At 70.2% G+C, this 12,873-nt stretch carries 14 protein-coding genes and 1 pseudogene; 7 read left to right on the top strand and 8 right to left on the bottom strand.

The window, feature by feature from the left end; translation table 11 throughout:
• Positions 1–73: 73 nt before the first annotated feature.
• A complete protein-coding gene (locus tag HEP85_RS34155; RefSeq protein ID WP_168531384.1) occupies positions 74–514 on the bottom strand; it encodes a MarR family winged helix-turn-helix transcriptional regulator in 441 nt (146 codons plus the stop codon).
• A 194-nt stretch (positions 515–708) separates the two neighbouring features.
• Positions 709–1,161, bottom strand: a pseudogene (locus HEP85_RS34160) (MarR family winged helix-turn-helix transcriptional regulator); the annotation flags it as partial.
• Positions 1,162–1,349: 188 nt separating this feature from the next.
• On the opposite strand from HEP85_RS34160, the gene HEP85_RS34165 reads away from it, so the two are divergent.
• The gene (locus HEP85_RS34165; protein ID WP_168531385.1) at positions 1,350–2,315 is read left to right on the top strand and encodes a pirin family protein; all 966 of its coding nucleotides are present in this window, start codon (positions 1,350–1,352) and stop codon (positions 2,313–2,315) included.
• 140 nt (positions 2,316–2,455) lie between these two features.
• Here HEP85_RS34165 and HEP85_RS34170 read toward each other — a convergent pair whose 3' ends face one another.
• The 3 genes from HEP85_RS34170 to HEP85_RS34180 form a co-directional block, all read right to left on the bottom strand.
• The gene (locus HEP85_RS34170) at positions 2,456–2,926 is read right to left on the bottom strand and encodes an MSMEG_6728 family protein (protein WP_168531386.1); all 471 of its coding nucleotides are present in this window, start codon (positions 2,924–2,926) and stop codon (positions 2,456–2,458) included.
• A gap of 128 nt (positions 2,927–3,054) precedes the next feature.
• The gene (locus tag HEP85_RS34175; RefSeq protein ID WP_168531387.1) at positions 3,055–3,504 is read right to left on the bottom strand and encodes an ATP-binding protein; all 450 of its coding nucleotides are present in this window, start codon (positions 3,502–3,504) and stop codon (positions 3,055–3,057) included.
• Positions 3,505–3,668: 164 nt separating this feature from the next.
• Positions 3,669–4,238: a TetR/AcrR family transcriptional regulator gene (locus HEP85_RS34180; RefSeq protein WP_248002182.1), complete on the bottom strand. Its 570-nt coding sequence runs from the start codon at positions 4,236–4,238 to the stop codon at positions 3,669–3,671.
• 256 nt (positions 4,239–4,494) lie between these two features.
• On the opposite strand from HEP85_RS34180, the gene HEP85_RS34185 reads away from it, so the two are divergent.
• The 5 genes from HEP85_RS34185 to HEP85_RS34205 all read left to right on the top strand — a co-directional run bounded on the left by HEP85_RS34185 (position 4,495) and on the right by HEP85_RS34205 (position 8,923).
• The gene (locus tag HEP85_RS34185) at positions 4,495–5,868 is read left to right on the top strand and encodes a carboxypeptidase regulatory-like domain-containing protein (protein WP_248002183.1); all 1,374 of its coding nucleotides are present in this window, start codon (positions 4,495–4,497) and stop codon (positions 5,866–5,868) included.
• 461 nt (positions 5,869–6,329) lie between these two features.
• The gene (locus tag HEP85_RS34190; RefSeq protein ID WP_168531389.1) at positions 6,330–6,818 is read left to right on the top strand and encodes a lamin tail domain-containing protein; all 489 of its coding nucleotides are present in this window, start codon (positions 6,330–6,332) and stop codon (positions 6,816–6,818) included.
• Positions 6,819–7,091: 273 nt separating this feature from the next.
• Entirely contained in the window at positions 7,092–7,880 is a 789-nt protein-coding gene (locus HEP85_RS34195) for an acetoacetate decarboxylase family protein (protein WP_168531390.1), read from the top strand.
• Between the two features lie 14 nt (positions 7,881–7,894).
• Positions 7,895–8,152 (top strand): fumarylacetoacetate hydrolase family protein, encoded by a 258-nt coding sequence (locus HEP85_RS34200; RefSeq protein WP_168534321.1) that lies wholly within the window; start codon positions 7,895–7,897, stop codon positions 8,150–8,152.
• A gap of 285 nt (positions 8,153–8,437) precedes the next feature.
• Positions 8,438–8,923: a hypothetical protein gene (locus tag HEP85_RS34205; RefSeq protein WP_168531391.1), complete on the top strand. Its 486-nt coding sequence runs from the start codon at positions 8,438–8,440 to the stop codon at positions 8,921–8,923.
• Between the two features lie 95 nt (positions 8,924–9,018).
• Here the strand turns inward: HEP85_RS34205 and HEP85_RS34210 are convergent, their stop codons facing one another.
• From HEP85_RS34210 to HEP85_RS34220, 3 genes are read right to left on the bottom strand one after another with little or no spacing between them, the layout of a single operon-like run.
• On the bottom strand, positions 9,019–9,615 hold the full coding sequence (locus tag HEP85_RS34210; RefSeq protein ID WP_168531392.1) for a cysteine hydrolase family protein: 597 nt from the start codon (positions 9,613–9,615) through the stop codon (positions 9,019–9,021).
• Positions 9,612–11,090: an MFS transporter gene (locus HEP85_RS34215; RefSeq protein ID WP_168531393.1), complete on the bottom strand. Its 1,479-nt coding sequence runs from the start codon at positions 11,088–11,090 to the stop codon at positions 9,612–9,614. Before HEP85_RS34215 ends, HEP85_RS34210 begins: the two co-directional genes overlap by 4 nt.
• The gene (locus tag HEP85_RS34220; RefSeq protein ID WP_168531394.1) at positions 11,087–11,557 is read right to left on the bottom strand and encodes a MarR family winged helix-turn-helix transcriptional regulator; all 471 of its coding nucleotides are present in this window, start codon (positions 11,555–11,557) and stop codon (positions 11,087–11,089) included. The genes HEP85_RS34215 and HEP85_RS34220 overlap by 4 nt, the downstream gene beginning before the upstream one ends.
• Positions 11,558–11,804: 247 nt before the next feature.
• Between HEP85_RS34220 and HEP85_RS34225 the strand changes: the two genes are divergently transcribed.
• On the top strand, positions 11,805–12,788 hold the full coding sequence (locus tag HEP85_RS34225; protein WP_168531395.1) for an aldo/keto reductase: 984 nt from the start codon (positions 11,805–11,807) through the stop codon (positions 12,786–12,788).
• The last annotated feature ends 85 nt before the right edge of the window (positions 12,789–12,873 follow it).

Consider the following 12,873-nt stretch of genomic DNA (forward strand, 5'->3'; position numbering starts at 1 on the left):
GTCGGTCCTCCGGGCGTCCGTGCCCGGACCCGTACCCGGCCTCGGACCCATGCCCGGCCTCGGGGCCGGCGTCCTAGGCGCCCGCGAGTTCCGCGTCGGCCCGTTCCGTGACCAGGGTCAGTACCCGGCCCGCGGTCGCCAGGTCCTCGGCCGGGATGCCGGCGTAGAGCCGGGCCGCGATCGCGTTCCCGTCGGTGCGGATCCGCTCGAACAGCTCGGCGCCGTGCTCGGTCAGCGACACGTTGTCGGCGGTCGGCTCCGCCAGCAGCCCGAGAGCCGTCATCTCGTCGACGGTCCGGCGGGCTGCCGATTCCTCGATCTTCAGTGCCCCGGTCAGGCGGGCCGCGAGCCGTGCGCGCTCGACGGTTCCGCCCTGGTCCGAGACGATTCGCAGGGCCACTGACTGGTGGAAGGTGGTCCCGGTGCGGGCTAGCAGGGTCTCCAGGACCGCGCGGCTCGCGTAGTGGGCCAGGCCTATGACCTGGCCGTTGACCGGGGGAGTGGTGGTGGTCATGACTACTCCTCGTCAGAACGTCGCTGATCGGAATGCTTCTGAGTGGGATGCGCCTGATCGGATGGTGCGTGGCCTGATGGTGCGTGACTGGAATGGGCCTGGTCGGAGGGTGCGTGTTCGGAAGGCGCGGAGCCGCCAGGTGCGTGACCGGAACGCGTCCGGTCGGCGTCGGTGCCGGCGGGGTGATCGACGCGGGGATCGAGCGAGACGCCGAGCAGGGTCGCCAGCTCGCCGCTGAACGCTCGCGTGCGTTCGCCGTCGAACCCGCCGAGGGGACCGAGGAGCTGGTCGAGCAGTCCGTGGACCACCCTGATCGCACGCCGGGCGACCGTCTGCCCGTCCTGTGTGAGGGACAGCCGGACGGCCCGGGGGTCGGCCGGATCCCGCGTGCGGTCGACGATGCCCGCGGTCTCCAGGGAGCGGGCCAGCTTCGAGACGTAGAGCGGTTCGAGTCCGGTGTGGTCGGCGAGCTGCCGCTGGCTGGGCCGCAGCCCGGCGTGGTGCATGCCGTACAGCGACGCGACCAGCGAGTACTGGGCATGGGTCAGGCCCAGTGGCGCGACCGCCCGGTCGACGGCCACCCGCCACTTCATCGACAGGCGCCAGACGAGGAAACCGGGGGTCGCGTGCTCGAATACCGAACTCATGTAAAAAACCGTACATGGCTACTATATCCATGGCTACTGTTTTCGAGAGGGCCGGACCAATGGCGTAGCCGCCTCGGACCGTGGTCCTAGGACCACCGGGTACGCGCGTCGGTTCTGAGCCACCCGCCGGTCCCGGCGGAGGGACGATGACCTGACGGACGGTCCTCGACGGGGCTAGGTTGTGCGCCATGAGCAATCTTGATCGCGACGCAGTTCCCGCCCTGTGCGGTGGCCGCGGGTTCGTGGTGGCCGAACCGGTGCGTGAACTCCTCAGTCCCCGCCGGGTCAAGCTCGGCGAGTCCACCGAAGTCCGGCGCCTGCTGCCCAACCTGGGCCGCCGCATGATCGGCGCCTGGTGCTTCGTCGATCACTACGGCCCCGACGACATCGCCGACGAGCCGGGCATGCAGGTCCCGCCGCACCCGCACATGGGACTGCAGACCGTCAGCTGGCTGCACGAGGGCGAGGTCCTGCACCGCGACTCCACGGGCAGCCTGCAGACGATCCGCCCGCGCGAACTGGGCCTCATGACCTCCGGCCGCGCCATCAGCCACTCCGAGGAGAGCCCCAAGGCGCACGCCCGCCTCCTGCACGGAGCGCAGCTGTGGGTCGCTCTTCCCGACGGCCACCGGCACACGGACCCGCACTTCGAGCACCACGCCGAACTGCCCCTCGTCACGGCGCCCGGCGTCAAGGCCACGCTCATCCTGGGCACCGTCGACGGGACGACCTCGCCCGGCACGACGTACAGCCCGATCGTCGGTGCCGACCTGGCCCTGGCGAACGGCGCCGACGTACGCCTGCCGCTGGAGCCCGACTTCGAGTACGCCGTGCTGTCCATGTCGGGCGAGGCCCACGTCGACGGCGTACCGGTCCTCCCGGGCTCGATGCTCTACCTCGGCTGCGGCCGCACCGAACTGCCCCTGCGCGCCGCGTCGGACGCGTCCCTCATGCTCCTCGGCGGCGAGCCGTTCGAGGAGGAGCTGGTCATGTGGTGGAACTTCATCGGGCGCTCCCAGCAGGAGATCGAGGAGGGCCGGAAGGACTGGATGGAGGGGTCCCGTTTCGGCGAAGTGCACGGCTACGACGGTGACCGGCTGTCCGCTCCCGAACTTCCGCCGGTGCCGCTGAAGCCGCGGGGACGAGTACGCTGACCCGCGGTCACGCTCGTTGAGCAGGTGTCCGCGACGCGCGGCCGGCGTTCTGGGGCCAGTGGTGTCCGGCCGTCGTCGCCCGGGTGGGCCGAGCCTGCCGACCCAGAGCGGTGCTCCTGCGTGGACGGGGCCCCACCGCCCTATGAAGTGGCCCGGTCGGACGTCGGCCAGACGTACGGCAGATCGTCGGGAACATCCGGGAAGAACAGGGTGTAGATCTCCGGCGCCTTGCGCACCAGCGCCGACTGGTGGCTGCGGTGGAAGGCGGCGTCTCCCAGCCAGGGTGGCAGCTCGCCGACGTCGGCGAGCTGCTCCTGGACACGTACGGTGGCGCCGGGACGGTACCGGGCGAAGTCGGTGGTGAGGCTGGCGGCACACGTGTCGGCGCGCGCTTCCGCCGTCCACATGGCGCACACGTCCAGGCCGTAGCGGACCAGGGCCTCCTCGTAGCCGACCCACATGCGTACCGCGGGATGGTGGCGCCATCCGTGGTCGGGGACGGTCAGGCCGCGCAGCACCTGGAGGGCCTCGACTCGCTGTTTGCCCAGACGCGCCTCGTCCAGCACCGCGGCGGACTGCATGAAGTCGGGATACGGGAGAAAGGTCTGCACGCAGGATCCCTACCGCGGCCGCCCGGTTCCCAGACGGTCGATTCGGGTGCCCGCCCGCGACGCCAGGCACGGGCGCAGTGGACCGGACGCTCATCTCGGCGCCGGACCCTTCATCGCTCGCGCTTCGGTTACGCGGTGGCGAGGGTGACGTCGGCTGTGATGCGTTTGCCGACGGAGGTCTGTTCCACGGTGATGGCGCGGGCGAGGGCCGCGACGATCTCCAGTCCGTGCCGGCGGATGCGTGACGGATCCGGGGCTTCGGCGGCCGGCAGCACGGGGTTGCTGTCCCAGAGCTCGACCCGCAGTACGGGGCCGGTGGTGCGCAGGCGGAGCAGGGCCGGTCCGGGGGCGTACTTGCGGGCATTGGTGACGAGTTCACTGACGATCAGCTGAACGATCTGCACCGTGTCCGCCGCCACCGGGGTGCCGCACTCGGCCTTCACCTTCGTGAGGAAGGCGGCTGCGAGGTGGCGGGCCTGGGCGATGCGGGAGCCGTCGCCGTCCAAGGTGAGCGAGGTCTCCAGCGCCGGGGCGGCGCCGGGCCGTCCCAGGCCCTGGTCCCCGGATGATTCGTCCATGCGTGCCCGCTTCCGTCTCCCGTCGCTTACCCCTCCAGGCACCGCGTACCCCAGCCGGGCACGTCGACTGTGGCAAGCCGTTCAAGGGCGGCACCCTTGGGGCGGTGCGCTTCCGGTGTGGACGGCGTGTCGCGAGATCGGCCGCCGCCCCTCCGCCGTCGGCGTCAACCGGCCACGGTGACGACTGATTCGATCAGTTGCCGGGCGGCCGCATCGGTACGAGCTGTGTCCTGGGTGACCAGGCGGTCCTGGCACAGCCCGCGCAGGCCGGACACCAGCAGCGTGGCACCGGCTTGTGCCTGCCGCGGCTGATGGCCCAGCCGGAGGAAGGCGGCCTCGATCGGGTTCACCAGGGCTTCGATGGATTCGGTGGCGAGGCTGCCGTACTGGTCCGGGTCGGTGGTGGCGAGGCTGAGCAACTCCAGCAGCAGACGCACCGGTCCGGACTGCTCCCCGACGGTGATCGCCTCCCAGAGGGCGGAAGCGGCGCGGCGCAGACCGTCGGTGTCGTCGACGTCGTCGAACAGCGCGTGGGCGTCGGGATGGCGCGCTGCCCAGACCTGGGCGAGCAGGTTCTCGCGGCTGCCGAAGTAGTACAGAAGCATCCGCTTGCTGGTTCCGATTGCCTGGGCGAGCGGACTGAGTGACATCTGCGCGAGTCCGTGGAGCTGGAGGTACTGCACAACCTGTTCCAGCAGTTCGGAGCGCTTCTCGACGTTGAGGGGGCGGGCCACACTTTGACTGTACCGGTCGGAACGCTTACGGTCCATCTGTAAGTGTTCCGACCGGTACATTAATGAGGTGTGGTCATGGCGAGGGTCGAGAGCGGGAGCGTGCTGTCATGAAGGTGGGGTCGGCCAAGGAGGCGAGCGGTCGGGGTGAGGTGCTGCCGGGCGGCGGAGGGCGCGAGTCCCTGGTGAAGCGGTCCGCCGCGGTCCGCCGTGCCATACGCGGGCCCGGCCGGTGAAGGTCCGGAGCGGGGGACAGGCTGTGTCATCGGTGAGAATCCTCGCCGAGACGCTGTGGTTTCCGGTGGCACTCTTCCTGGGCTTCCTCTTCTGCTTCGCCCCCGCCTTGCACGCGCCCCAGCCGCATCACGCCAAGGTGGTGGTCGCCGGCCGGGCCCAGGAGGCGAGGGTGGACGCCGCGCTGCGCCGTCAGTACCCCGGAGGTTTCGACGTCACCGGTGTGCCGCAGGCCCGTTCGGCCCGGCAGGCGGTGCTGGACCGGAAGGCGGTGGCCGGCTACGTCGGCGGCCGTCATCCGGTGCTCTACGTCGCCAAAGCCAACGGGACGTCCCTCATGCAGACCCTGAGCAGGGACTTCACCGGGCTGACGCCTGCCAGGAGCGGGCCCCTCGCCGTGACGGACGTGGCGCCCACCGTCAGCAAGGACATGACCGGTACCACCCTGGTCTACTTCGGCACCGCCTGGAACATCCCGGGCTATCTGCTCGCGACGACCCTGCTGCGGGCGGTGACCTTCAACCGCCGCAGGAAGCTGCTGACGATCGCGGGCGTCGCCGCACTCTTCGCCGGCCTCGGCGACCTCGTCGGCGTCAGCCTCGGCTACCTGCCGAACGATCCCGCGTCGCTCGGGATCGCCTTCCTGCTCACGACGGCGGTGGCCACGTTCTCCTCCGGCCTGGCGCCGTTCACCAGGCAGTTCTTCCCCGGGGTGGGGATGGGTCTGTTCATCGTGCTGAGCACCCCCACCAGTGGTGTGGCCCCCGTGCCGATGCTCCCCGCCTTCTTCCAGCACGTGCACTACGTCATGCCGCTGGGCAACGCCATGGACGCCCTTCGGGGGGTCCTGTACTTCCATGGGGCGGGGGTGCTCCGGCCCCTCCTCGTGCTGTGCGCATGGACCATGGCGGGTGTCGGACTGCTGGGCCTGGACGCCTGGCGCCAGCACCGCGCAGCCGCGCGGCGGGACCCAGGTGCCTGGCCGGACGACGTGGCGAGTCCGCCGGTGGAGGATCCGTCCGTGGAGATCGCGACACCCGTGGCGATGCCGGGGGGACGGCACCACTTCGGTGAACCGGTGCCGTCGCTCGTGGGTACCGTTCGCGACGGGGCGCTGCTGCCGTTGCGCCATGCCGCGGTCACCGTGATGGACAACGGCGGACGGCAGTTGGTGCGCGCCGCGACGAACGCGCGGGGCGAGTACGCCGTAGGGGGGCTGCCCGAGGGAGACATCACCGTCGTGGCCGTGTCACCCACCAGAAGGCCGCAGGTCCAGCGGTTGCTGCTGGAGCAAGGCTCGGTCGTCCGCGCCGACTTCACTCTGTACGGCCGATCCGACGGGGACGCGCCTTCCTCGCCGGCCCTGTCGGCACGGCGCGGCGCGGCACCGCGGAACTGACTCCCCGTCGTCCCTCCGTTCCCGCGGACGCGGACCGCTGAGCGGCGGTGAGTCACGGTGAGCCGCGGTGAGCGGTGCCCATGTGCCGGTCGTCGCGACGGCGCGGGACGGTGGCGCACGGCGGCCGGGATCCACTTTCGGGTGATGGCTTGGTTGGGGGTGGGGTGGCGGGGTGTGGCGGGTTGGGGGTGGGGGCGGGTGTGGGTAAGGGGTGTGGGGTCTGGTGGGGCGTCAACTTGGTGCGTTCATGGGGTGAATGGACGGTACATGTGAGTGTTACGGCGATATGGATGATCCGTAACGCACCTCCGTGTATCGCCCACATCGGGTGGTGGTGGGGGCATGGTGTGGGTGTCGGCCGGTAAGGGTAAGCTGTACTACTCGCACACACTGTCCTTCCTGTGCGGCCCGTTCTGTGGGCCGTGTGGGGTGGGGGTGCCAGCACCATGTAGGGGGACTTCATGTCCGCATCTGTGACTGTCCGTCGTCTTGCCGCTGCCGCGGTGACCGTGGCCGCGGTGGCGGTGGCGGGGGCGTCGGCGTTGCCGGCGTCCGCGGCCGACCATGCTCCGCGGCACCGGGCGGCGGTGCAGATCAGTAATGTGCACTACGACTCTCCGGACCGTCACCACCGTTCGAACCTGAACGACGAGTGGGTGGCCATCACCAACACCACGCGTCAGACGGTGAATCTGGACCGGTGGACGCTGTCGGACCGTGACGGGCGTACGTACACGTTCCACCACTACCGTCTGGGCGGCCGGGCGACCGTGCGGGTCCACACCGGTATCGGCCGCGACACCTTCCGCGACCTGTTCCAGGACCGTCGCAACTCGGTGTGGGACAGGCGTGCCGACAGTGCGACCCTGCGCAACGACCACCGTCGCCTCGTCGACACGGTCACCTGGGGCGGCCACCGCGGCGGCGGCCACGGCGGCGGCCACCACTGACCCCGCCCCACCCCTGACCGCAGCACCCGCACACCGATAGACCACCACCCGACGGCGCGCCACCGGCCCACCCGGCCACGGCGCGCCGTCGGCGTGTTCCGTTCATCCTCGAGCCGGCAGGGCAGGGCAGGGCAGGGCAGGGTGCTCGGCGTGACTTGACTGTACCGATCGGTACGCATACCGTTCATCAGGTAAACGTACCGATCGGTACATCAAGGTTTCGGGCCGGGAACGCCTGTGCCGTCCTGATCCTTCGATCGAGAGGAGACACCCATGCTTCAGGGCTACACCTATCCGCTGTCGCCGCGCGGAGAGGCGAATCTCGCGTCCGCTCCGCCGTGGAACTACGCCGGGGACATCGTCGGCGTCGAGTTCTGGACCGATCCGGCGGCCGCGGAGGCGACGCTCCCGGAGGGGCTGAGCCCGGACCCGGAGTCGAGTGGACGTGTGGTGGCCCTCTTCGTCGACTGGCAGTTCTCCGGACAGAACAACGAGTACCTGGACCCGGTGCGCAGTCAGTACCGCGAGTTCATGGTGCTGGTGGACGCGCGGTGGAAGGACCAGCCGGTCTCGTGGTGCCCGTACATCTACGTCGACAACGACCTGGCCCTCGCTCGCGGGTGGGTACAGGGCTTTCCGAAGAAGCTGGGAGCGGTCGCTCAGACCCGGGTCTTCGCCGCTCCTGGCAGCGCGTCGCCGACGCTCGCGGCAGGCGGCCTGTTCGGGGCGTCCCTGTCGGCGGCCGGGCGCTTGCTGGCGGAGGCTCGGGTGACCTTGCGGCAGCCGGCCAGTGACCCGGGCGGCCTGCTGCGGCCCACGGTCAACCTGCGGCATTTCCCGCGCCTGGCGGTCGGCGAGTACGACAAGCCCGCCGTGCACGAGTTGGTGATGGCCGAGTTCCTCGACCAGCGGCTCGCCGACGTGTGGACCGGTTCCGCGGAGCTCGGCCTGTTCGCGGCTCCCGGTGAGGAGCTGGCGGATCTGGCTCCCGTCCGTACCGGTACGGGCTTCCGCGCGTCGATGTCGTACACCGTGACGGGCGTGCGCCGACTGGAGGCGTAGCGGCAGGGGCGCGACTGAACTACCGCGAGCACGCCAGGGAGACCGGGACCGAATTCCCGGTCGAGCCGCCGGTCTTCACCAAGTTCCGCACCTCCATCACCGGCCCGCGCGGCGACCTCGCCCTCCCCGGCGACACCGTCGACCGGGAGGCCGAGCTCGTCGTCATCGGCCGACAGCGGTGTGTGCCCCCCGGTACACCACCACCTCCACGGAGCAGCGATCGACTCCAGCGCCGACGGCAAGTGATGGCGGCAAGCGGCAACGGCCGGTGACAAGGCGGCAGTAGACAACTCGTCCCCGGCGTGAAGGAGCCCTTTCCCGCCTGAACCGAGTGGGTGCCGCACCCACGGGCCGCGCCCGCTCCCCGTGTGACACACCTGGGTGGTGCTGCTCCGTGCGAGTGGTGGATCTCCCGGCTGGGTCGTAGCGTCGGTGGAGGAGGCATCCTCCGCGTGGGAAGGCAGCCGGTCGGCGCCCGCCAGTGCAGGCGGGATTCGGCGGGCGGGCCGGACCGCGGGGGCCGATAAGTCCAAGGAGAATGGCGGCCGGGAGCGGACATGCGAAAACTCACCGTCAGGGCGGCACTCACGTTCTGTGCCGCGGTATCGCTGGCCACGGTCATGGGGACGGCGGACGCCGCTCCCGTGGCGTCGCCGCGGTCCGCGCACACCCTCGCGCAGGAGTCGATGCAGCCCCAGGTGCCGACGCAGCCCGTCATCGTCGACTGCTCCTGGCACCCGCGGGCGGAGCCCGGCGATTTCGTGCTCGCCTGCGGTGACGGCAACAGCCGTCTCACCTCGCTGCGGTGGTCGAGCTGGGACGGCGACTCCGCCGTCGCCCAGGGCGTCAACGTCGTCAACGACTGCAAGCCGTACTGCGCCGCGGGGACCTTCCGCGAATACCCCGTCACCGTACGGCTCGACCGCCCGCAGGCCTGGAAGAAGAACCCCCAGATGTCGCAGTACACCCGGCTGAGGCTCTCCTACACCGACAGCAAGCCCGCCGGATACGGGCAGACGGTCTCCTACCCCCTGTGGAACTGAGGGCAGGCACGACCTGATGCCCGCCCGTGGCGGTGCGACCGGACGGTGTCGCCCTGGTCGCGGCCCGGCCGCGACCAGGGCGACGCGCTGAGGCGTCAGGCGGATCGCAGCAGCTCGCGCAGTCCGGCGGTGTCGAGGATGTGGGCCCGGGTCGGGAACACGTTGTCGAGCAGCACCCGATGGGTCTCGGGATCGGGGTCGGCGACGCCGTCGGTCAGCACGATGACGCGGTAGTCGCGGTCCGCGGCGTCGATGAGCGTGGACAGGACGACGCCGCTGGTGCTGATCCCGGTGAGCACCAGGGTGTCGATACCGCGGTCGCTCAGCTGCTGGTGGAGATCGGTGGTGGAGCCCGAGCCGAAGCGGGTCTTGCGTACGACGATGTCACCGTCCTCCGGCGCGATCCGCTCGTCGATCCGGGTCGCGGCGTCCTCGTGGTGCAACATCTTCGCCGCGGCGACGCCCGAGAAGGCCTTGTTGGTCTCGGGCACCCCTGTCCAGTCGTCCTCGGTGAAGGCGACACGGACGTAGCCGATGGTGCCGCCCGCGGCGCGGACATCGGCGATGGCCCCCTTGACCCGCTCGACGAGCGCGTCGGAGTCGGGGGCCAGGGGGACGATCCCGTTCTGGAAGTCCATCGCCAGCAGGGCGGTCCGCTCGGGGGTGATGGCGGGCAGGGTGGTGGTGCTCACGCGGAGTGCTCCTCAGTGGGGTTGTCAGAGTTGCCGAGGTGGTCGGAAGTGTCCGGACGCCGGCTTGTGCTGCGGTACATCAGGTGGCGGTCGAGGACGGTCAGCAGGAGGACCGCGAGACCGGCCGCGACCAGGACGAGGCCGAGGCTGTGCAGGCCCTGGTCGCTCGCGCCGTGCCGGAAGACGATGCTGCCGATCACGGCGGAGGTGATGGTTCCGAGGTATCCGAAGGTCCGGAACAACCCGGAAGCGGTGCCGATCTGGTCGGGCGGCGCCGCGAGGTAGAGCGCGGTCTGGTTTCCGACCGTGGTGGCGGCCGACGTGACGCCGAAGACGAGGGAGACCAGCACGATCGCGACCGCGGGACTGCGCGAAGTGAGGAGCATGACGCCGGCCGAGCCGAGCAGCATGGTGACCGCCGAGACGATCAGCGGTCCGCGCACCAGGTTGCGGCTGGCGAGCGGGCGCGAGAGCAGTGCGGAGACGGCGCCCATCGGCAGGAGCAGCAGTCCCGCCTCCACGGTGGACATCCCGTGTGCGGCCTCCATCCACTGGGTCATTCCGTACATCACGGAGTAGACGCCGAGCAGCGTGAGCGCCTGCCGCAGGTAGGTACGAGCGAGGGCGCCGTTGGCCGCGAGGCCGCGGAAGTCGAAGAACGGCGCCGTCTTCCGCAGCTCCCACACCACCGTGGGTACGCCGGTCAGGACCAGGACGGCGAGCGCGACCCATCCGATATCGGGAAGGCCCATCAGGAAGATGACCAGCGCGCTCATCGAGACGGCGAAGCCGAGGATGCCGAGCAGGTCGATCTGCGCGGCGACCTTGCGAAATCCGTTGTGTTCACGGTCGGGTACGGGGTCCCTGGGCAGCCCGCGCACGGCCATCACCATCGCGATCGCGGTCACCGGAATGTTGATCAGGAAGGCCCAACGCCAGCCCGCGGAGCCCACCAGCAGTCCGCCGATCGGCGGACCGACGGCGACGGTGGCCATCCCCGCCATCGCGATGCCACCGAGCACACCGCCCGGTGGAGCGTCCGCTCCGGCCTCCTGGGCGCGGCGCCGGATCAGCACCATCGCGCAGGGGAAGGCGGCCGAGGTGCCGATGCCGATCAGTACCCGGGCCACGGTCAGCATCGCCAGGTTCTGGCCGAGGCCGCCGACCAGACCGCCGAGCAGGACCAGCACGATGCCGTACAGGAAGATCCGGCGCGGTCCGAGTACTTCCGCCAGTTTGCCCGCGGTGGGCTGGGCGACGGCGCTGGCCAGGTACAGCGAGGAGACCAGTACGGCGGTGCTGCCCACCGAGACGTGCAGATCGGCGGCCATGGGGACCAGGGCGGTCGCGATGATGGAGCTGTTGATCGGGTTGAGGCTGGAGCCGACGTAGAGCGGTGTGGTGAAGGTCCATGCGAACGGCGGGTCCGGGACGTCGTGGGACGTGGTGCGGCCCCGGGTGGGGGTGGCTTTCATATGCCGCCTTCGCTCAGGTCGGCCGAGGCGAGACGCTCCAGCAGGTCGATGGCCTTCTCCACGTCCTCGCGCTCCTCCGGGGGGAGTACCTGTTCGATGGCCCGTGCCAGGAAGGAGGCGCGTCCCGTGAGCAGTTTGTCGACCAGCTCGGTCGCGGACGGGGCGGCGCTCACCAGCTTCTTGCGGCCGTCCCGCGGATCAGGGGTGGTGTGAATCAGCCCGGCGGCCTTGAGTACCGCCAGGCTCTGCGCGATGGACTGCGCGCTGACGTGTTCGAGCGAGGCGAGCCGGGCCGCGGTGACCGGGCCCTCCCGCACCACGCTCGCCAGCACGGCCAGCTGCGTGGCGGTCAGACCGGTCGCATGCTGTCCCGATTCCACGCGCAGGCGGGCGCGCAGACGCACGATCGCGTCGTTGAGGCGCTGCGCGTTCGCAACGGACTCCTGCGGTCTGGGTTTCGAGGTCATGACGCCACCCTAGAACTACACAAGTAACTTTGCCAAGTTACTTGTGTAGTTTTCCGAGCGATGCCGAGGCCGCGAGTGTCCGTGCGGCCGGGCGGCGAGGTGGTCGAAGGTCGCGTCGGTGTATCGGGGCAGGTCCGAGCGCCGTAAGCCCCGCGGCCCGGTAAGTAACTATCTAGTTATTGACACTCGTCGAACAGGTCGGCTAGTTTGTCTCTAACTGGTTAGTTTCAAACTGGAGGAAGGCTTTATGGAGACCCGCACACTTGGCCGTCAGGGCCTGACCGTCAGCGCTCAGGGCCTCGGCTGCATGGGCATGAGCGTCTTCTACGGCGCCACCGACGAGACCGAGTCGCTGGCCACCATCGATCGTGCGCTGGAGTGGGGCGTCACGCTGCTCGACACCGCGGAGAGCTACGGCCCGTTCGTCAACGAACAGCTCCTGGGCAAGGCGCTGGCCGGGCGCAGGGAAGCCGCCGTGCTCGCCACCAAGACCGGCATGGAGATCACCGATGACGGTCGGATGGTGGGGCTGAACGGACGGCCCGAGTACGTGCGCCGGGCCTTGGAGCGTTCACTGCGGCACCTGGAGACCGACCACGTCGACCTGTACTACCTGCACCGGATCGACCCCCAGGTGCCGATCGAGGAGACCGTCGGCGCGCTGGCCGAGCTGGTGGCCGAGGGCAAGGTCCGTCACATCGGCGTGTGCGAGGCGTCCGCGCGGACGATCCGGCGCGCGCACGCCGTGCACCCGCTGACCGCGGTGCAGACGGAGTATTCGCTCTTCGAGCGCGAGATCGAGCACAACGGTGTGCTCGACGCCCTTCAGGAGCTGGGGATCGGCCTGGTCGCATACTCCCCGCTGGGCCGCGGTTTCCTGTCCGGCGTCATCACCAGCGCGGACGATTTCGCCGAGGACGACTGGCGCCGGACCGACCCCCGGTTCCAGGGCGAGAACTTCGACCGCAACCTGGACGTCGTCCGCGAGGTCCGCCGCATCGCCTCCGCCAAGGACGTCACCCCCTCCCAGCTGGCGCTCGCCTGGGTCCAGCACCAGGGGGCGGTCGCCATCCCCGGCACCAAGCGCCGCCGCTACCTGGAGGAGAACGTCGCCGCGGCCGAGGTCACCCTCACCGCCGGCGACATCGCCGCGATCGAGGCGGTCGCCCCGCACGGCGCGGTCACCGGCGAACGCTACGCACCCGAGTACATGGGGACGCTCAACGGCTGACTCCTCGCGGGCTCGCGGTAGTGAGCCGTCGACATCCGGACGCCCGTACCCCGCGGGCGGGATCTGCTCCGCGCAGGTGGGCCCG

This window comes from Streptomyces sp. RPA4-2, assembly GCF_012273515.2.
GTDB lineage: Bacteria > Actinomycetota > Actinomycetes > Streptomycetales > Streptomycetaceae > Streptomyces > Streptomyces kaempferi.

Coding starts and splice junctions, on each gene's coding strand:
- HEP85_RS34155 (WP_168531384.1), bottom strand. CDS start 514: ATGACCACCACCACTCCCCCGGTCAACGGCCAGGTCATAGGCCTGGCC.
- HEP85_RS34165 (WP_168531385.1), top strand. CDS start 1,350: ATGAGCAATCTTGATCGCGACGCAGTTCCCGCCCTGTGCGGTGGCCGC.
- HEP85_RS34175 (WP_168531387.1), bottom strand. CDS start 3,504: ATGGACGAATCATCCGGGGACCAGGGCCTGGGACGGCCCGGCGCCGCC.
- HEP85_RS34190 (WP_168531389.1), top strand. CDS start 6,330: ATGTCCGCATCTGTGACTGTCCGTCGTCTTGCCGCTGCCGCGGTGACC.
- HEP85_RS34195 (WP_168531390.1), top strand. CDS start 7,092: ATGCTTCAGGGCTACACCTATCCGCTGTCGCCGCGCGGAGAGGCGAAT.
- HEP85_RS34205 (WP_168531391.1), top strand. CDS start 8,438: ATGCGAAAACTCACCGTCAGGGCGGCACTCACGTTCTGTGCCGCGGTA.
- HEP85_RS34215 (WP_168531393.1), bottom strand. CDS start 11,090: ATGAAAGCCACCCCCACCCGGGGCCGCACCACGTCCCACGACGTCCCG.
- HEP85_RS34220 (WP_168531394.1), bottom strand. CDS start 11,557: ATGACCTCGAAACCCAGACCGCAGGAGTCCGTTGCGAACGCGCAGCGC.
- HEP85_RS34225 (WP_168531395.1), top strand. CDS start 11,805: ATGGAGACCCGCACACTTGGCCGTCAGGGCCTGACCGTCAGCGCTCAG.